Annotated in this window: 1 protein-coding gene (only partly in view); it reads right to left on the reverse strand. The window is 65.2% G+C overall.

Annotated elements, in window-relative coordinates; translation table 11 throughout:
• On the reverse strand, window positions 1–21,989 hold the 3' portion of the coding sequence (locus tag BMI91_RS02805) for a matrixin family metalloprotease (protein ID WP_244176578.1). Its footprint extends 17,311 nt past the window's final position; the window shows 21,989 of its 39,300 coding nt (coding positions 17,312–39,300); the start codon falls outside the window, past its right edge; its stop codon occupies window positions 1–3.

Consider the following 21,989-nt stretch of genomic DNA (forward strand, 5'->3'; position numbering starts at 1 on the left):
TCAGCCTTTTGCATTGCGCGATTGTTTACCCGTATTGCCTGAATTGCCCCGCGTCGGGGTCGTTGTTGCCGGTTCAGGCTCGGTGATCGGGGCCGCACTGGGCGCGGAGGTGGTGTCGCTGGTGGCGGCATCCTGCGGACCGGCGTCAGTCGCAGTCTCGGAAGCGGTATCATTCGGGGTGTCCGGCACAGGGTTGGCCGCGGGCGTGGCGTCCTGAGCCGCGAGGGTCGGATCCATCCAGGTGGCTGCATCGCTATCGTCGGCCAGCCCGAGGATATGGCCAAACTCATGCTTGAGCGCATCGACGAGGTTCAGCCCTTCGCTGCCATCGAGCGACCAGCCATGCCCTGCCCCATCCGCGTCGAGCGTGATCGCACCCTCGGCGGTATAGCCCAGAAGCGTGCCGTCGAGCGAGGCGATGGAAATCTGCACCGCTTCGAGCTTCGCGATCTCTTCCGCGGTCAGCCCCAGTTCCTGCGCGATCTCTTCTAGCGCCTGCGCCCGGGCTGCGGCGAGAAGGTCTTCATCGAGCACCGCACCCTCCGGCGCCTCCGCGACCGAGACCGCATGGAGCGCCTGCCCCGCCTCGATCGTCAGCGACCAGCTTTCCAGCGTGCCGGTCTTGCGCTTCGCCCCTTCGACGATCTCCAGCGTCCAGACCCCGCCCGACACCTTGCCCTCGAGCGACGCCAGATCGCCTGCCGGGCGATAGGTCACGCCGTAAGGTGCCGCCGCGCCGGTGATGCTATCGGCGGCCGCATCGTCGAAGCGCGTGTCGATCGCCGTGCCATCAAGCGCCGCGAACAGTTCGATCCGCGTGCCGTCCGGCGCGATCAGCGTCACGGTCAGGTCGCTCAGCCGCTCATGGGTCAGGCTCAGCGTCACGTCGAGATCGGCGATCACCACATCCGAGCCGACATAGAGGCTCTGCGTGGTCACGCCCTGATCTGCAATCGCGATGGGACCGGCGGAATTATAGTCATAGATCAGCGAACCGGTATCGGGCTTGAAATAAGCCGGGTCGTTCGTCGCGAGGCGCACATCGTCGAAGCTCGCCGCATCGAAGGCCATCAGACCGACCGCACCATCCGCGACCGGGGCGTAGAAGGCGTGGCCCAGCACTTCGTGACCATTAAGCGCGAGGCTGACCGTGCTGCGGGCGAGCGTGATCTCGAGCTTGTTGGACTGGCTGCCGTCGATGGCGATGTCGTAGCTCGCGGTTTCCACGAAGCCGTCGCGATGCGTGTAATAACCGATCGAGACGCGGTCATTGGCGGCATCGATAACGGCATATTTGTAGCGCCCGTCTGTGTAGCTGTCGAAGACGAAGCCCGCGCGACCGTTGGTCTCGATCTGGGTTGCAAGCCGCGTCACGGAGGTCTCCGCAATCACCAGATCGGACAGTGCGATGGCGGGCACACCGGCGGGCTGGGCATCCAGCGCGCCCGCGTTGATCTGCCAAGCGGTATCGGTGGCGAAGCGATCCGCGATGCCGTCCGAGAAGTCCTCGGTCTCATCGAGAGTGAATTCCGGCGGCAGCACCTGCACCGCGATATTGTCGAGCTTGGTCACCGAGTTCTGCGCGCCGATCCCGACATAGCCGGAGTTCAGCCCATGGGTGACGCCGTATTGATCGACCCGCGCATCGAAGACATGGGTGAAGTACTCCTGCCCGTCGATCACCAGCGTCGCCGTCAGCCCGTTGATCGCGAGCAGCAGGTTATAGGGCGTGTCGGGCTTGGCTTGGACCGGGGTCTGCTCCAGCACGATCCAGCCATCGGCGGTGCGGATACCCATCTCGAACTTGTCGGTCGAGATGTTCACACCGGCGAATTTGAAGTCGGTCGGCGACTGGTAGTCGAAGATCAGATAGGCGTTCGACTTCAGGCCCGCCGTGGGTTTGCCGCCGACGATGGTCGCCTTCATCTCGAAATAGCTGGGCAGCGCGTCGCCGATATAGAAGACAGAGACCGCATCGCCGCCAAGGCTCTCCGGGCTCACCGCGAAGGCGCCGCCCTCAACCGTCCAGACTCCGCTATCGGCGGCGAAGCCCTGCGCATCCTTGCCGCCGCCATTGCCGTTGAAATCGGCCGAGCGCAGCACGTCACGGCGACCGCCCGGAATGTTGCCCGGCTGCGGATCGTTCGGCGCGCCGGTCTGATCCTGCCACGCATCGTCTTTCTGCATCACCAGCCCCAGCTCGCCCCACGGCTCGCCGTTGCGGTCGGCGTTGTAGTCGCCGGTATCGGCCGCGCGGGTCGGATCGGCGCCGTCGGAGGCCGAGAGATCGTAGAGATACTCCTGGATCTGCGGGGCCAGCGCACGGGAGATCGTGAAGGCACCGAAGGGTGCGAAGGGCACGATGTAGCTGTTGAATTCGCCGACCCAGTCGATCAGGCGGTCGCCACCGGTATTGCCGATCATGATGTCGCGACCGGCACCGCCATAGACGATGTCCTCATAGCTCGACGACGTGTCGGGCGTGTCATTCGCGCCCAGAGCCGAGCCATCCGCGTCGCGGGTGTGATCGTCGTCGACATCGATCAGATCGTCGCCCCAGCCGCCATAGACATGGTCGCGCCCGGTGCCGCCGACGAGCCAATCATTGCCCAGATCGCCGAAGATCACGTCATTGCCGTCGCTATAGACCGGGCTGCCATCCTGCTCGAGCGTGCCGACCTGCGGCGCACCCGGATCGGCCGGATCGAAGCTCGCGAAGAAGGTCAGACCGTCGGTCGCCTCAGAGAGCGATACATAGTGGCCAGCGGCGTCGATCACGATCACATCGCGCGGATTGTATTCGTCATAGGCTGCGAACTCGCCCGCGTAGGAGGCGTTGTAGCCCAGCGCATTGCCCTGCGTGGCCGCAGGATCGGCGGACCAGAACGGCACCGTGTAATCCGAGCGTACCAGCACGCCCGCCACACCCGGCGCCAGCGCATCGTTGGGATAGGCGAGATACCAGGCCTCGGCCAGCGCCTCGGCGCCCGAGACCAGATCGTCGCCCGCGCCGCCATGCAGGAAGTCGTCGCCCAGACCGCCATAGATGATGTCGTCGGCATAGACCGGGTCCTGCAGCGGATCGTCGGTCTGGCCATCGGCGGTCAGGAAGAAGGGCGTCAGGTTCACGGTCTTCTTCAGCGCCCCTTGGACGTTGATATCGGCCTGCTGGATCTTGCCCGGGGTCGAGATCGTCTGCGGGCTGACCGGCAGAACACCGTAGAGCGGCTCGCCATAGCCACGATCGTTGCGCGAGGTCCAGATCCGGCCATCGTCGCCCAGCACGCCATCCTGACCGGTGCCGCCCGAGATCCAGTCATGGCCCCAGCCGCCGATCAGATCGTCGTCCTGACCTTCGCCATAGAGCACGTCATTGCCGCGCATGCCGTAGATCGCGTCGTCGCCGCCCTCGCCGTGGATCTCATCCGCGCCGCCATTGTCGGCCAGCGCAGCCGCGCCCCAGACATCCGGGCCGCCGGTGTGATAATCGAGCAGCTCGACCGCGCGCACCACCAGCCAAGCGTCGGAATGATCTGCGCCGCCGATGACGGTGCCCGAGGCCCGCGCCGGATCGAGCGTGTCGTAGTTGAAGCCAAGGAAGCCGGTCGCACCGACCAGACGCAGGATGCGGCCATTGTCTCCAAGGATCACATCGGCGTCGCGAGCATGGGCGTTGGCGCCGCTCTGACCGTAATCGTTGCGGCTCAGCGTCACCGGATCACCCTGCCCACCGAAGAGCATATCGGCGCCGTCGGGACGGAAGGTCTCATCGACATTCACCGTTGCCAGCAGATCGAGGCTGAAGCCCTCGCCGGTCGCGCGCGCATCATGGATGTAGAGATCCGAGGAGCCGCCGATGATGTCGTCCTGACCCAGCCCGCCGAAGACGATGTCGTTGCCGCCATTGGCCTCGATATAGTCGTCGCCGTCGCGCGCCGCGTCGATGCTGCGGGTCGGGTTCACGCTGAGCGTGCCGTCGGCGAGGCGCGTGGCGTAGCCGTCATCGGTTGCGTCATAGGCGGTGGTGAGTGCAAGGCCGCGGAAGGTGGCCGAGCCGTCGCCCTGGATCGCATCGTCGCCGAGCTGGCCGAAGATCACGTCGTCATCCGCGCCGCCTGCGAGGTAATCCGCACCGTAGAGGTCGGTCCGGTTGGCCTCTATCGCGTCGGTGTGGTCGAAGAGGGCGATCAGCCGCTCTTCCACGCCGGTCGGGTTGGTCTGTGCCGTCGTCCCTGCGTTCGAGCCGGTGCCGTCATCGGCAGCGTCATAGATCGTCAGCGTGCCATCGGCGAGCATCCGGAAGCGCAGGCTCTCGGCCGCGTCGGTGCGGATAACGATGCCATTGTCGCCAAGGATCACGTCGTTATCGGTCGCGTTCGGGTCGAGCGCCTGCGCGTCCAGATCGAACCAGGCGCTGATCACCGGGCGATCCTCGAACAGCACCGCACCGTTGCCGTCGATACGGTCCGCACCATCATCGCCGCCCGGACGGTTATGGCCGCCGATCAGGTCGTCGTCGCCATTGCCGCCATAGATCACGTCGGCGCCCTGCTGACCCAGCACGATATCCGCGCCATCCTCGGCGAAGATTATGTCGCGCCCGCCGCCGTCCAACTCGCTGCGCAGGATCGAGTAGAAGTCGAACTGCGTGGTCAACTCGGTCAGGTTCAGCGGCAGCAGGTCGGCATCCACGCCACCGCCCGGCTGCGCGACGATCCGACCGTGATCGCCGAAGACCAGATCGTTGCCCGCACCCGCGAAGATCGTGTCATCCGCCGTGCCGCCGATGATGAAGTCGCGGCCCGCGCCGGTGGCGATCAGATCGTTGCCGCCGATCATCGCACCGGTGTCAGTATAGCGATCCTCGGTCGTCGCGATTTCGTCGATATCGGTTGCGTCATTGTCGAGGCCGACCCAGTCGATGAAGCCGGTATCGCCGATCACGATATTGCCCGCGTCATGCAGCGTGGCAGACGTGTCAGTCGCGGCATAGACCTCGTCGATCTTCAGGTTGATCGCATCGCCGCCAGCCCCGCCGAGCACGATATCGTAGCCGATGCCCGCAATGATCACGTCATCGCCACCAACCTCGGGCGCGGTGGTCTCGATCAGGCCCAGCGTGATTGCTTGGGTGCCGAAGCGCGGCGCGTTGTCCTCGGCGGCCACGATCCGACCGTTGTCGCCCAGCACGATATTGTCGCCTTGGCTCGCGTTCACGTAATCGCCCGAGATGACGGTCTCGCCATCACCCCAATCGACGCTCAGAGCCCCGCCGTCGACACCCGCGATGACGATGTCGTCGCCGCCGCCGGTCACGATCCAGTCGGCCCCGCCGATCGCCTCGGCGGTCGAGGCGATCTCGTCGATGTCGGACGCATCGCCATCGGCTTTGACCCAGTCGATATAGCCGTTGTCGCCAAGGACGATATTGCCCGCGTCGCGCAGGGTCGCATCGCCCACGGCCACGTCATAGACCTCGCCCTCGGCCACGCGGATCACGTCACCCGCCGTGCCGCCCAGCACAATGTCGAAGCCGATGCCCGCAAGGATCACGTCATCGCCGCCGATCGCGGGCGTGGTCGTCTCGATCCGGCCCAGAGTAATCGGCTGCGTGCCGAAGCGCGGCGCATCATCCGTCGCGGCCACGATCCGGCCGTTATCGCCCAGCACGATATTGTCGCCCTGGCCTGCGTCGACATAGTCGCCCGCGATCTGTTGCCCTTCCGCGAGGATCGTCGCGGCGATGGTTTCGCGGTCGCGCGAGCGGGTGCCGTCGATCAGCGCGTCGATGATCGTCTCGCCATCTTCGCCTGCGAGCACGATATCGTCGCCCAGACCCGTCACGATCCGGTCGGAGCCGCCATAGGTCTCGGCGGTGGTGGCGATCTCATCGATATCGGTGCTGTCACCATCAGCCGAGACATAGTCGATAAAGCCGCTGTCGCCGATCACGATATCCATGCCGCTATCGGTCGCGCCGTCGGTGGTGATCGTGTCGCCGTTGACGCCGCCCAGCACGATATCGTCGCCGCCAAGCGTGGTGATCGTGTCGGCGCCGCCGATGGTCGGGTCGATCGTGTAGATCAGGGTCGGCGCGACATCGGTGCCGTCATTGACGTGATCCGGGCCGCCCGAGCCGAGCTTGAGCGCATAGCCCGTGCCATCCGCGGTGAGGTAGTCGATCCGGCCGCGATCACCGAAGACGATGTCATTCGCGAGACCCGAGGTGATGCGGTCATCGCCCTGCCCGCCGAAGATGATCAGCGGCAGCGTGCTGAGGGCTGCATCGACGATGTCGTCATCGGCGAATTCCAGATAGTCGCGGGCATAGCCCCAATCGGGCGCGTAATTCGCATCATGCGGGCCTTGGGTGTTGAGGACGAAGGCCCCGTCCTCGCCCGCCTGCAGATCGACAGTCACATCGTCATTGCCGAGGCCAGTGTTCAGAACCGTCAGCTCGCGGCCGCCTTCGATGTCACGCGCATGGGTGCCGTCGATGGCGATCGCATCGGCGCCGAAGCCGGTCCAGTAGGTGATGCCGCCGAGGAAGTTGCCCGCCGCATCCGCGCCATAGGTGATCGGCGCGGGCGCGATGCCGACGACGAAGATCTCGTTGACGCTCGACAACTCGGTATCGTCGCCCCAGGCGGCGGCGGCTGCCAGCGCGGCATCGCGGTCATCGGTGATCTCGGCGCGGAGATCGGTGGTGCCGTCGCCCTGCACCGTCGCCTCATCCGAGATCATCAGCTTGTGGCGGCCGGTGCCCGCTTCGATGTTGAGCATGCCTTCGATGTTCAGCAGATGCCCGGTCAGGAAGGTCGTGTCGGTGTCGAGCCCGAAGCCTGCCTCGGAGGAGACATAGATCCGCTCGTCACCCGCGCCAAGGTTCAGCGTCGTATGGGCGGTGGTGCCGCGGACGTTGATCACATCGTTGCCCGCGCCCATGCCGATCTCGAGATATTCGACACCGTAGTAATCGACACCGTCCATCCGCGTCTCGAGCTTGGCCAGATCGGTCTGGATGCCCAGCGGGCCGAGCAGATAGTCGAGCGCCGGGTCGCCGCCATTGACCGTGACCGAGATCCGCTCGCCCGAGCGCGAGGTGATCACCAGCACCGTGCCCTCGACATGGGCGATGATGTTCGGACCCTGCGCATCCATGATCTGGGCTGCCAGCGCCGCCGCCACATCCGCCGCCGTGTCGCCGGCCAGCGCGGTATAGGCGAAGCTCGACAGTGCGAAGTCACCCGGGAAGGCGTCGTCGAAGAGCGGCGTCGCCAGATCGGTCAGATCGATCGTGAAGGTGTCGCCCGCGCTCGGCTCGGCGATATCGATGCGCGCCTCCAGCACATCGCCGGTCAGGCCGCGCGTATCGACAGCCTCGACCGTGGTCTGGGCCAGCGCGCCCTGGAAGGTCAGGTAGATCGTGTCGCCGAAGCGGTCGACCGCGAAGTTCTTCGTGTAGGGCAGGAACGGACGGCTGTTATTCGGGTTCAGGATCGGCTCGAGGATCGCGGCGATCTCTTCGGCCGTCGCGTCATAGGCGATCGGGTCGGAGATGCGCAGATCCATGTTGCCCAGCACATCCGGCACCATGAAGGCCAGCGTGAAGGTCCCGCCCTCGGCCGCGATGGTGATCGCCTGCATCTGGTTCAGGCCCGGATCGGTGGTGCCCTTGATGACTTCGGTGACCTCTATATTGGCGGTGGTGTTCGCATCGCTGGTGATCCCGCTCGCATCGACGATCAGGTCGGGCAGATCGACGCCACCGGTCGGGCCGCCGAAGATGACGGTGTAGATGTAGCCGCTATCGGTCGCCTCGACGCTCACCTCGGCATCGGTGCCGTAATCGGCAAAGACCGTATCGATCGACGCTTTCATCGCCGCGGCATCCGCGTCGAAGGCCACCGTGACCGGCGTGCCATCCGGCAGAGCCAGCGTGAAGCTGCCGCCGGTGCCGCGGGTCTCGATCTGGATACGCTCGGCCACCGAGGGCATATCGAGCCCGGCCACGCGCGCGCCATCCAGCACGAGGACATTGTCGTTCAGGTCGGCGCTGTCATCGAGGAACAGACGGTCATTCTCGCCCGCGCCCATATCGACGATCAGCAGGCCGGTGATCTGGTCGACCACGCCCTGATCGGAGCCGACATAGACCTGATCGTCGCCATTGCCGGTGCGGATGATCGTGTGACCGGCAGTGGTCTTCACATAGATCACGTCATTGCCGTCGGCGCTGTCGATGATGGTCTTGCCGCGATGGGTGCTCTCGACCGTGAAGGTATCCACATTGCGACCCAGACGGATGTCGACCACTTCGAGGCCAGTATAGCTGACACCGCCCGCGATCAGCTCGCCGCCGATATAGGTGTCGCCGCCCATGCCCAGACCCGAGAGATGGTTTTCGGTCAGCACGCCGCTGTCGATGGCCGGGCTCTCGTTGTTGAAGACGGTGAGCGTGTCGATCTGCTCGGCCTCGTCCACGCGCAGGTTCGGATTGACCGGCGCATAGGTGATGAGCGCACCCGGATCGGTGTCGAAGTCGGCGGGCGGCGTGCTTTCCAGCACCATCTGGCTGCCCGAGACGACCGGCGCATAGACCGAGGAAATCCGCGCCGCCAACCCTTGGGTGACCGAGCCGAAGCTGCCATCGGAGGTGACCGAAGCCGGCGTGGCCGCACCGTTGATCGTCAGCGCCCAGCTCGCGCCGCTCACCGGCGGCTGGATCAGGTGGAACGCGGCCGTGGTCCAGTGGATATTCGCGTCGTTATAGAGGCTCTGCACCGGCGCGCCGCCGATGTTCGAGGTCAGACCCGCATAGGTGGTCACCGCGATGTCGAAGGCGGCTGCATCGGCGCGCTTCACATGCAGGCGGGTCTCGCCCAGCAGGTTCACCGTCGCCACCGCTTCATATTCGGCCGAAGCGTCGATCAGCGCGGCCAGTTCGCGCAGCACGATCGAGCGGTAGGCGTGCTCGGTATCCGGCGTGTAGCTGAAATCGGTGCCATCGAGCGTCACGGTCACGGTCTCGAACGCGGTCACGTCGCCCGCCAGATCGACCGAGGCCGTCAGCCAGTCGATCAGTGCCAGATCGCTTTGATCGGGGGTGCCGAAGAACCAGACATAGCCCGCCTCGACCGCATCCTGCATGCCGACCATCAGCGTAAGCGTCATGCCCGCATCGTTGACGAGCGAGAGGATGTCTTCCGAGACGCTCGCGACATCGACACGGCCGCTCAGCGTGCCCTCGGGGTCGATGGTCGCGATATCGTAGATCGTGGCGGTGTCGTTGATGCGCGGATCGAAGCCCGGACGCTCGCCGTAATCGCCGTTCACATGGGTCAGCTCTTCGGGATCGATGGTGATCACCGTGCCGCCACCGGTCACCGTCCCGGTCACGCCATCGGCGAGCGGAATGTTCGTCTCGCCCGGCAGCAGCACCGGCACGCGCAGCGACACGTCGGTATCGCTCTCGCCGCCGATGATCGAGACCGGGCCGCGGATCGAATTCACACGGTCATTGAAGGCGCCGAAGACCTGCGCGTCGCCACCATCCACGATCGTATCGTCGATCGCAATCACGGTGACCTGCTGCGGGGTCATCCAGTTGGTTGCATCGAATTCGACGAATTGACGCGCCGCGATCTCGCCGGCCTTCTGGCCGCTGACCGAGGCCGAGGCCGCATAATCCGCCGCCGGGTCGGCCAGTTCGCGGATCGAGATCACGCGCCCGTCGACGATCACCTCATAGGCGCGCGGATCGCCATTCGCGGTGGCCGCATCATTCGCGAGATTGATCTGGGCACCCAGCGCGGCAGCGATGTTCGACAGCGACTGCCCGGCGCTAACGGTATGCCAGAAGCTCTGGCCGTCGAAGTTGACCGTCCAGACCTCGCCCGCCGTGGGCACGCCCATCATCTCGAATTCGAGGACATTGGCGAAGTTGAAGTCCTGCACGGTGCGGGTGTCGATGCTGCCCTGGCTGTCGCCCGCGATGCCGACCTCGACGAAGAAGCGGGTGAAGCTCGCGCTGGCATCGACCGAGATTTCGATCGCGCCATCGGCGGTGAGCGTGGCGTTGTAGCCCGTGACGCCATTGATCGCGGCGATCAGGCCCGCAGCAACCGCATCCAGATCGTCGCCCGCCTGAACTGTGTAGCCGACCGTCTGGGCGCCAGCGCGCAGGGCCACATCGTTGAACAGGGTGACCTGCCAGGTCTCACCTTCGACCGCCTCCCCTGCCAGCGACAGGGCTGCAAGCGGCGCTGCGACCTGAACCTGCACGAGTTCGTTCTCGCCGAAGTTCGCATCCGCGTTGAACGCCTCTTGCGAATTGTAAGTACGGGTCGGCAGCGGGGTCACATCGACGCGGACGGTGTTGTCGCCGCTCAGCGCACCGGTCAGCACGACCGAGAAGCTGTCCACGACCTGCACATCGCCCGGCGCACGCTCGGCCAGATCGGTCGAGCCGCCGGTCTGGATGATCTCCACCGTCGGCGCGTCGTCATCGAGCACGGTGACGTCGAGCGGCGCGGGCGCGAGATTGTCGCCGTTGCTGCCCACGACATAGCTGTAGGGCGTGAACTGCTGCGCGAGTTCGGCATTGGTGATGTTGGTACCGATCTCATAGGCGAGGCTCGTGCCCTCGGGGATCACGATCGGGGTCAGCGGCGCCGCGAAGGCGATGCGGGCAAGCTGCCAATGGGTCTGCGACTTCACCGCATCCGCGCTGACATAGAGGCCGCCGGTCCGGGTGTTCGCCGCGTCGGGGCTCGTCTTGCGCAGCACTTCGATCGAGAAGGCCTCAATGCCGCCCGCGCCCGGGGTGCGGAAGATGAAGATCTCGCCCAGATCGTAGCTCGGCGGCGTCAGGCTCGCATCGCTCGCGATCGCGATCGAGGCGTCATCGCTATCGAGCGGCAGCAGCGAGAAGGCCGTGGCCGAGGTCAGCGTGATCGCGCCATTGGCATCGACCACCGCCGTGATCCCGAGATTGGCGGCGTTGATCTGCGCCGCGAGTTCTTCGGAGATGCCCGCGATCCCGCCCAGCTCGTCGCCCGATTGCGAGGTGTAGCTGATGAGCTGACCATCGACGAGGATGGTCCAGGTCTTCGCCCCGGCATTGGAGTAGATCGCGCCTTCGACCGAGGGCAGCAGCGTCGCTTGCAGATAACCCGCCGAGGCCGAGTAATCGGCGCCCGCGAATTGCGCGACCAGCTTGTTGACGATATCGCTCATGGTGTCGCCGAACTCGGCGGTCGCCTGAACCTGCAGCCCGTCGAGCTTGATGATCCAGGTCGCGCCATCGACCAGCGTGCCATCGGCGGCGAGCGTGCCGTCGGCCAGCGACGCGCCGAGGCGGAAGGCCACGATGTCATAGGCGCGCTTGCTGGTGGCCGCATCGACGCTCAGTTCATCGCTCGAGAACTCGAACGCGTCGCCCGAGATCGAGACATAGATGTCGCCGGTGGGCGTGAAGAGATAGCCGGACGCAGGATCGCTGGTCTCGATCAGGAGCTTGAAGGAGACGCCCGCCGCTGCCGCGATGCTGCGCGTGGCACCCGTGCCCGTCATCGTCGCAGCCTGCTCGGCGTCGGCGTTCACCAGCGTCGCGAAGGCATCTGCGATATCCGCGGCGGTGGCGGTCTGATCGAGGCGCGCATCGACCACGATCGTGCCCTCGGTCACGGTCGAGAGGTCCGCCACCACTTCGCCGATCCCGACACCGACCACATAGTCGATGCCGCCCAGCGTGAGCGTGTAGATCTCGGCCACGGCCGTATTCGGGCGCAGGATCGTCAGATCGGCAGCGGTATAGAGCACCTCGGCGCTGCGCGGCTGGCTGATATCGCGGTTGATATTCGCCGCGACCCCGCCGGCCACATCCGCATAGGTCGCACCGAGGAAGGCGTCGCGCGTGTCTTCGAAGATCGTGGGCTGGATGCGGGCGTAATGCACACCCTCGTCGGCGCTGTCGTTCACCGCGGTGATCGTCACGAATTTCGCGGTGTTCCAATCCGAGCCGTCGAAGTTCACGACATTCGAGGACAGCGTCACATTTCCATCGACCGCGAAGTTCACCTGCACCGGGCCGGTCGGCGCGCGGCTCAGCATCACGGCGAAGCGGTCATTCGCGGCAAGCGCTGCGGCCTCGGCCACGATGGTGTCGCCCGCGAGATCGATGGCCGAGGAATTGTCGACCGGGAAGATCAGCAGCTCGGCCACTTCATCGTCGATCACGTCGACCAGCATGTTCGGCACGGCGAGATTGTCGAAGCCGGTATCGTCGGCGCGGCTGTCGCCCTCGGTCACGGTATGGCGCAGTTGAACGATGCCGCGACCCTCTGCCACCAGATCGTTGATCGCAGTGACGGTCACGTATTGCGGCGTATCCCAGTTGGCCGCCGTGAAGTGCAGCACCGTGCCCGAGGCCGAGCCGTTGACCAGCACGCCCTCGGCGCCCGCGGCCACATCGCCCTCAGTGCCCAGCGTCGGCGAGATCGTGATGTAGACGTCTTCGTCCGGCGCGCGCGACAGAGCGATCGCGTAGCGGGTGACCGACATGGTCGGATCGGCAGTCGCGGCCTCGAAGACGCGCAGCACGCTGGAGCCCGCCTCGCCATCGGCGTTGAAGAAGACCAGATCGGGCGCGTCATTGTCCTTGATCTGCGAGACCGGATCCTGCGCCCAGATCGCCTGATAGCGCGGATCGGTGCTGTCGACCGTGGTCTGGATCAACCCGCTGTGACCGTTGAGACCGTTCGACACGACGGTGATCGCGCCGCCCTCGGTGACACCGTCGAGATCGGAGCCGCCAAGGTTCACGCTATCCGAGCCCAGACCGCCCACGATCTCCAGCAGCACGCCCTCGGAGGTGCTCTCGATGAAGAAGGTGTCGTTGCCCTGCAGCGCGTCGACCACCAGCTTCTCCATCCCCGTGTAGGAGATGAAGAGCCCGCCGCCATAGACGCCGTCTTTGGTGATGACGTAGTCGTCGCCCATCTCGGTGCCGATCACGGTCATCGTGTCGAAGCCGTCCCCGCCATCGATCCGCACCGGCGCGTTCACCGCGTATTGGATGAAGTCGGCGCCCTGCCCGCCATTGATGTTGGTAAATGGCGCGGCCGGGTCGTTCGGGTCGACGCGAACGAAGGAGCGGACCTGGAACGTGTCGTCGTCGGCCTCGCCATAGAGGAACAGTTCAGCCTTGTTGGAGTAGACGGTGAAGTTGTCCTCGCCGTCGCCGCCACGGATCGTGGTGTCGAAGCTGACGCCGTTCGACAGGAAGCCGACGGTGACCTGCGTGGTCTCGTAATAGTCGATGCCGCTCAGGCCGTTATAGGGATTCTGCTCGTCGCGGAAGGAGGCGAAGAGCTGGCCGATCTGGAACGTGTCGTCGCCCGCATCGCCGAAGGCCTGAACGCCCGCGAGCGTATCGTCGAAGACGAAGAGGTCATTACCCGCGCGCCCGAAGACCCGCAGATCGGCGTCGATGGCGGAGTTGTATTCCACCCGCTCGACCACGGTATTGAGGATGGTGCCGTCCTCGGCGATCGGCAGCGCCGCGACCACGCCCACATCGAGGTCCTGGTTGGCGCGGAACAGGAACAGGTCGCGCCCGTCCGTGCCGCGGATTTCGGCGCGGTCGATGCCGTCGAAGGCGGTGCCGGTGTCGAGGATGCGGATCGTGGAGTTGCCCGCGCTGGCCAGACCGATGTCATAGAGATCGCTGCCCGCCTGACCGTCGATATCCAGCTCGAACCCGTCGATGCCGTTGAGGAAGGTCTGGGTGCCGTCGGCGTAGTAGTTGACCTGCACCAGATCGTTGCCCGCACCGAGGTTGAGGAAGGTGCGGCCCGAGATCTTCTCGATGGTGATCGCATCCGAGGTGGCATCGCCGGTCGCGGTCTCGTCGCCGGTGTTCAGCGTGGTAAGACCCGCATGGGTATCGGAGACGTGGAAGCCGTTATTGCCGTTGCTGAGCGACAGCTCCAGTTCTTCGAAGCCCGCATAGACCACCCCCAGCGTCATGCCGAGACCGACGATCTCGGTGCCGCTGAGATAGCCACCCTGATCGGGCAGCGTGTCGCCCGCGTCGGACACGATCAGCGTGTCGCCATGGTTCACGATGGTGCCGTCGACCTCGTAGGTGACCGGATCGTTCGCGCCCGCATCGATCGTCAGGTAGCCGAAGAGGATCGCGTTCAGCGTGCCGTCATTGGCCAGCGGCGTGTCGGGGTCGTCATCGGTGACGGTGACCGCATCGTCGCCCGCGCCGGTGTCGATCGTGGTCGGGCCGTTGATCGCGAAGACCTTGATGATATCGGCGCCGTCGCGGGTCTCGAGCGTGGTCACGTCGCGCTTGCCGGTCGACTTGAGGGTGACGTCGTTCACACCGTCGCCCAGATCGACATTGACGTTTTCGAGCGCGATGTAGCGGATGCCCGCAGTCGCAGCGGTGAAGCCATCCACGAAGATGAAGCCCTCGACCGCCGTGCGATCTTCCAGCCCGATCACCCCGGTGGTCGCGCCGGTATTGCCGCTGTCGTCGATGTTGAGCGTATCATTGCCACGATCTGCGAGGATCGGGCCGCTATAGGTGTCATAGGCGTCGATCTGGATCAGCGCGGCGATGCCCGAGAGCGTGCCGCCCAGCGGGGCCGTGCCCGGCTCGGACGAGGCGGCGGAGCCGAGATTGATCACGTCGTCGCCGATGCCGCTGTTGATGTAGATCGGCAGATCGGTCGCGGTGACCGCGATCACGTCGGCGCCTTCGCGGGTATCGACTTCGATCACGTCGAGATTGGTGTGATCGATGCTGACGGCGGCCGCGCCCAGTACCTTGCCAGCCGCATTGGTGTAGCGCGAGGCGGCCATCAGGCCCACCGACATCGCGACATAGTCGTCGCCCTGCGAGCCCAGATAGACCAGCTTGTCCGCGTCGGTGGTGCTGCTGTCGGTGATATGAACGGTGAAGCCCGAACCGAGCGGAGCCGCGATGATGTAATGCTCCAGATCGCCGCTCGCATCCGAGCCCGCATTGTCGAGCGTCACGGTGCCGTTGAAGGCGCTGACGCCGATGGCCAGACCGCCGACCGTGACCGAGCCGCTCAGGTCGTTGACAACGAAGGTGTTGTTGACGCCGTCCCCGCCGGTCAGATCGACCGCCTCGAAGATACCGTTCAGACGCTCCACCGTGGTCTCGCCCGCGCCAATACCGGAGGCGCTCCACAGATCGGCGTCGCCCGGCACCATCGCGCCATCGGTCGTGCCGTCCGCATAGGCTGTGGAGCCGTCCGCCTGGAAGACTTTGCCGACGAGGAACAGGTTCTCGTAGAGGCCCATATCCTCGCCCGCGAAGACCTCGATCAGCGTGTCGGTCTCGTTCGCCTCGTCGGTGTCGCGGAAGACATCGAGCCCTTCGCCGCCCGTCACGGTATCCGAGCCCGCGCCGCCATCGATCACGTCGTTGAAGATCGAGCCGATGATCCGATCGTTGCCGCCCTCGCCTTCCAGCGTCAGCGCGATCAGGTCGTTGGTCAACGGCGTCGCGTTGGACGGGTCGCCTGCCGCCACGGCCGGGCCCGCAGTGATCTTGTCATTGCCGCCCGCCGCCGAGATGCGCAGCGTGTCGCCCTTGGCGCGGATCGTGTCGTCGAAGGTGACGGTCACGGTGCCGGTCGACCAGGCGGCGACGAGGATGAATTCCTGATCGGCCACCGCGCCCGCCTTCAGCGTGAAGGTGTCGACGCCGCTGGTGCCGTTGAAGATCACCGCATCGGCCACACCATCGCTCGTGCCGTCGATCTCGGCCACGTCCTTCGCGGGATCGGCGGATTCCACGACCAGATCGTCGTCGATGCGCATGGTATTCAGATCGGTCTGGCCGAGCGGATTGACCGTCAGCGTATCGGTGCCGCCGAGCAGATGGATGATCAGCCCCTCGACCCCGTCGGCCTCGAAGCCGCTGCCATCGGCGTCGAGCGCCTGCAGGATGCCGGAGTCAGAGGGCTTCTGACCGATCGTGACCGTGTCGGGGTTCGCGGTGCCATAAAGCAGGATCGTGTCGGTGCCGCCGCCACCGTTGATCACCTCGACGCCGTCGGAGGCGAGGCTGCGGAAGATGCGGTCATTGTCGCCGCCGCCGTTGATCGTGTTCGCGCCGCCGCGACCGTCGATCTCGTCCGCCCCGCCCTCGCCGTTGATCACATCCGCCGCCGCGCCGCCGATCAGGCGGTCCGCGCCGGTGCCGCCGTAGATCGTGGCGACGCCCGTGCCGTTTTGCAGCACCACGTCATCGCCGCCGAGCGCGTAGATGGTGATCGGCACCAGCGCATCCGAGACGATCCGGTCATTCGCGCCCGAGCCGTAGATGATCGAGCCGACCGCGACGCCGCTGCCGATGCTGATCTGGTCGCCCAGATCGCCCGCAGTGCCGCCCTCGGAGGCCGAGTTGATCGTGACCTGTCCGTCGCCCTCGTAGGCCACGGTATCGACACCCGCGCCGCCCACAAAGAGGATCGGCACGGCGACGCCGTCGCGCACGACCAGCAGGTCGTCGCCGGTGCCGCCATAGCCGCGGATTTCGTGGACGTGCTCGAAGACCTGCTCGCGGCCCGAATAGATCACGCGGATCGTCTGCGCGCCGTTCACGACCGGGGTGACGGCCTCGATGATATAGGTCTCGCCCTCTGTCGCTTCGCCGATGCCGCGCTTGGTATTCGCGTCGCCCATGTTCAGCACGAGGATCGTGGAGGTGTCATCCCAATCCTTGTAGGTGCCCGAATTGGTGTCGCCGTTCAGGTCGCCCGCGAGATAGATCGGGGTCGGGAATTCGACATAGCCCACGGTGAAGGACATGCTCACCGAGACCTTCACGAAGAGCACCTTCACGCTCGCACTGGCCGAGATCACGATCGGCACGCGGCCGGTGCCGGTCGCCGTGGCCGAGAAGCTGATCGAAACCGTGGCCCAGCTGATGTTGAAGGCGCGCAGCGAGACCGAGGCCGAGCCCGACACACCGAGCTTGTAGACATCCGCCGCATCGTCGAAGAGGTAATAGACCCGGATCGAGAAGTTGCCCGTCAGGCCGAAGCTATTCGAGCCCAGCACGAGGCGACCGCTCAGCGAGAGGTCGAAATAGCCCTTCGAGTTGAACCAGCCGTTCACGCTCATCGTGGCGAGACCGAAGAAGTCCATGCTCGCGTTGAAGTCCACGCGCCAGGCGTTGTCCGTGACCTCGATCCGGAACCCCGCTTCGAACTTGAGAACCTTCAGGAACTCGACCTTGCCGCTGAGATCGAGCACGAAGGAGTTGCGCTCCAGCACACGACCCGAGATCGTCACGTCGCGGCCGACGGTGTTGAGCATCAGTTTGCCGCTGGCCTCGATGTCGATCACCAGCGCGATATTGGCGTTGATGCTGACATCCAGAAGCAGCGCGAGGCCGTCGAGTTCTCCAGTGCTGGAGTTGAAGAACAGCACCGCGCCGCCTGCGGCCGAGATGTTGAGCCCGGCTAGGCCGAAGGTCACGTCGAACTCGACGCGGAACTCGCTGGCATTGAGGCCGATATAAACGCGGCCCGAGGCGGTCGCGAGGCCAACGAAGTTGACCGAGCCTACGATCTCGAGGCTGAAGCCCGAGGCCACGGTGACCGAGATCGTGCTCTCCTGCCCGCTGGTATTGATGGTCGGGATCTCCAGAGTGCGCGCGCTGGAGAAGGTGTTGAGCTGGAAGGTCGCGTCGCCAGTCACGGTGATGACGCTCGCGAGGTCGATATTGAGATCGATCTCGGCATAGATCACCAGCCCGCCATCCGCGATCACGAGACCGCCGGTCAGACCGAACTCGGCCACGCCCACGAGCTTCGCCTGCACATCCAGCGTCGCGACCAGTTCGAAATCGGGCGCGGTGCCGATGCGGAAGGTGAAGACGCCCGTCAGTTCGATCACATCCGAGACGACCAGCGTGCCGGTGACCTTCAGGAACAGCCCGTTCTCGACCGAGATCGTGCCGTAATAGAAGGTGCCGTCAGTGTTGGCGGTCGCATCGCCGTTGGCGACGAGATCGTCATATTCGCCCTGCGTGACGATCGTGTAGCGATCCTGCGTCGTCGCGTAGGTGTTGAATTCGAGCATGATCGAGAGCGACCCGCCGAGGCTGACGCCCGGAAGCTCCAGCCCGCCGACCAGCGACAGTTGCGCCCGCCCGACCACGCCCGGATCACTCGCGCCGATATTCGCCTCGAGATAGAGCATCCCCTCGACCGCGCCGAAATTCGCGATCCGGCCGGAAACCGTCCCCTGGATCGTCAGGGAGTCGCCGGTGCCCGTGACGGACAGGAAGCCGTTGAGTGTGACCGAGTCGAAGAGCGTCACCGAGCCGCTGATCTGGACCACGAAATAGGGGCCCGCATCCTTGGTCATGTCCCGTTCGTTCTGTCCGAGGATCGGCGGACGCTCGAAGATCTCGAAAGTCGTCGGAACATTCGGCGGCAGGAACGGCACGAGCGCGTCGGGCACATCGAAGGTCTGGGTGATGCCGGTGGTGTTGAAGAGGACCATGACCTCGGCCTCGAAGCGGAAGACGTCTTCCGCGATATTGCCGAAGCTGCCGGCATTGTTCGCCGCGTCCGTATTCTCGCCGCCGGCATCGCCCACGCTCACCTCGAGCGACAGGCTACCCGCGACACCGAAGGCGCTGCCCGGGGCGGTGCCGAAGTCGATGATCAGCAGACCGACCGCCTGACCAGAAATCACGTTGAAGACATTGGCGCCGGCCGCGACGAAGACCTCGACCCGGTCTTGCGAAATCTTCAGGTAGAAGGCGCCGGTCAGCTCGGCATAGACGTTGACGCTCGTGTCGACATCCGGGTCGTTCGCGTTCTGATCGGTCAGCTTGATCGCGCCGCCGATATAGAAGACGACCGAGTTGCGCGTCAGCTCGTAGGTCTGCTCTTCGGAATGCAGCGTCGCGGTGCCGTCGAGGCTCTCGATGAAGTACTTCTTCGCGCCGTCCGTAATCCGCCAGCGCGACTGGGTGTTCAGCTCGCGCACCAGCTCGATCTTGGCTTCCGAGCTGAGCGTGACACCGAATTCCGCGAAGGTGGCGCGCACTTGCGTGCTGACGGCCTGCTTCTCGTAGAAGCCCTCGACCGCCTGGCTCGGCAGCGCGCCGAGATCGGCCACGGCCACCGTGTCGTCGTCGCCGCCCGAGATGCGCTCGAGCTGATCGCCGAGGATACCCTCGAGCGACAGGGTCTCGACCTTGTCCTCGCCCGACATGTTGATCATCAGGGTCGCGTTGCCCTTGATCCAGACGCCGTATTCGTTGAGCGCCTCGAAGTTCGGCTGGATGGTGGCCACGCCCCAGAACTGCGGCAGGCCGCTCGACATACCGCCGGTCTCCAGCACGAAGCGCGCCGCCGCAGAGCCGATATTGCCGAGCTTGTAGACCGTGATCGTGCCCGAGGCTTCGAGCGCGAAGCGGAAGACTTTGGAGCCGTCGGCCTTGATGTAATCGCCGAAGGTCAGTTCGGCCTGCGCGCGCAGTTCGACGAGCGGCTCGTCGACGATGCCCGCCGAATTCAGGGTGATCGAGCCGGAGACGCGGATGAAGAAGACGCGGGTGGTGGCCGGGTCGGCATCGGCGCCGGGCTGGCCGCCCTCCTGCATCTGGTCGATAACGCGGAAGCTCTGCTGGCTCGCGCCGCCTTCGTTGCCCTGCAGGTCGGACCAGCTGCCCTCGTTGAAGGAAACCGTGACCGTGCCGAGGCCGAATTCGCGCGAGACATAGTAGCGGAAGGTGCCGTCACCCATGTCGGTCGGGGTGAGGTCGAGCAGATCGAGATTGGCCCCGCCTGCCCCGCCAAGGGTGAACTCGTCGCCGTCGATCGTGGCCGCGTCGATCGCGTAGAGCGCGTTGAGGCTCGGATCGCCCAGCGTGTCGAAGGTGATGTCGATATAGGAAGCGGTGTCGGTGGGCGTGATCGAGAGCGTCGTCGGATCGATCGCCTCGGAGGCAGCGGCCCCGTAGGTCCATGCGCCCGCCGCATAGGTCAGGGTCAGCACCGCGCCGTCGGCGGCGTCGGCGGAGTCGAAGGTCACAGCGAACTCGCCTGGGGGACCACGGGCTTGGATCCCGGTGATCGTGATCGAGTTGCCGTCGATATCGGTCAGCGTGAAGTCCGTGGTCGCGAGGCTGCTATCGGTCAGCGTCTGGCTCGTGCCGAGCGACAGCGCCACATAGGTCGCCGTCGGCGCGCTGGCGCCCAGACCGATCTTGCCGGTCGTGACCACCAGATCTTCGCTGTTGGTCGCGGTAATCGCCTTGATCGTGCCGCCATCGGTGCCGATCCAGTCGAAGCTGCCCGAGATGAACTCGACCGAGACATTGTCGTCGAGGTTCGAGCCCGCGAAGTCGCCGAGATACCAGATGCGGAAGATCGGATTGCCGTTCGCATCGTCGCCCATGTAGGTCGGCGCCTGGCTGTCATCTACTTCGATCGTGTAGCCGGTCGCGCTCAGGATCACCTCGGCACCGGCATCGGTGATGCTCTCGAGATCGACGCCGGTGGCATAGCTCGGCAGCTCGAAGGTGACGTCGATGAAGCCGCGCTCGTTCAAGGGCGCCTGCCCCACCGAAGCGCCTTCGACCGGGTCGGTCAGGCTCGCACCAAGCTGGACGAGGCGGAAGCTCTGGGTCTTCGCGTCGTTGTCGTAGCTTCCCGAGCCGAAGCTGGCTGCGGCGTAATCGACCTGAACGGTGCCGGCGGTGAACTTGCCGGTGAGGAAGTAGCGCACGGTCAGCCCGTCGCCCACGATCAGAGCCGAGGAAACGGTGACGCCATTCGCGCCGGTGCCCGAGAAGCTGATCTCGTCGCCCAGCGTGCCGAAGTCGATCTCGTCGCCATAGGTCGGGGTGTAGCGCACATCGACGAAGGCGACCGAGAGGGTGCTCGCATCGAAGGAGACCGGGCCGGTCGCATCGTCGGCCGTGCCATCGGCGCGCAGAACAGTCGGCTGATCCTCGACCGTCGCGATGCGCGAGATCGTGGTGTCTGCGGCAGACGCGCCGGTGGTGAAGTAGCGGAAGATATAGTCGCCCGAGGTCGCCTGCGGGTTCAGCCAGACCGGGGCCAACGTGTCATCGAAGGTGATCGAGCCACTGCCGCCGAATTCGAACTCGGGCGCGAGATCGGTGATCGAGCCGATATCGAGCGCGCCGCCCACCGGGCGCTCGAAATGCAGATCGACATAGCCGCGGCCGTTCACATCGCCCAGACCGGTGCTCCCCTCATTCGCCGGATCGACCAGATCGCCCTGCGGGCCAGAGACGGTGAAGGACAGCGTCTGGACGCGGTTCTTGGCTGCATCGCCGAAGCTGTTCGCGGCCAGCGTCACGTCATGGCTGCCGATGCCGAGCGCGCCGTCTGCGAAGACGCGGATCGTGCCGCCCATATCCATCAGCTCGGTGATCGTGAGGCCCGTCACACTCACGTCGCCGATCGCCAGCTGATCGGTAATGTCCTCGCCATAAGCTCCGCTCAGCACGATGTCGAAATAGGTGCGGTCGCCCGGCAGATTGGCGGCGCTGTTGGCGTCGGAGTAGGTCGAGCCGCTCTTGACCACGATGGTCGGGGCGCTCAGCGCCGCGGTCGAGAAGAAGGAGATCGACGTGATGTCCAACTCCAGCGTGATCGTCTGCGGGTAGAGTTCGCCAGTGAGCGAAGCGGGCTCCGCCGGGTTGCCCTCATCGATGAAGGTCTGCAGCGAGTAGATGAAGGAGATCTTCGTCGGATCGTTCGGGTCGTTTTGCAGCAGGGCCGGCGCGCCCTCGCCCAGCTCGACACGGAAGGTGCCGCCGCTCAGGCGCGAAGTCTCTACCGTATCGGTCTGCACGGTGAACTCGGCCGCGAGGTCGAGCACCGACGCCGGGTCGAGCACATAGCCCGTCGGAATATTGGTGAAGGTGATCTCGACCGAACCCT

The organism is Thioclava sediminum (assembly GCF_002020355.1).
In the GTDB taxonomy this organism is placed as follows: Bacteria; Pseudomonadota; Alphaproteobacteria; order Rhodobacterales; family Rhodobacteraceae; genus Thioclava; species Thioclava sediminum.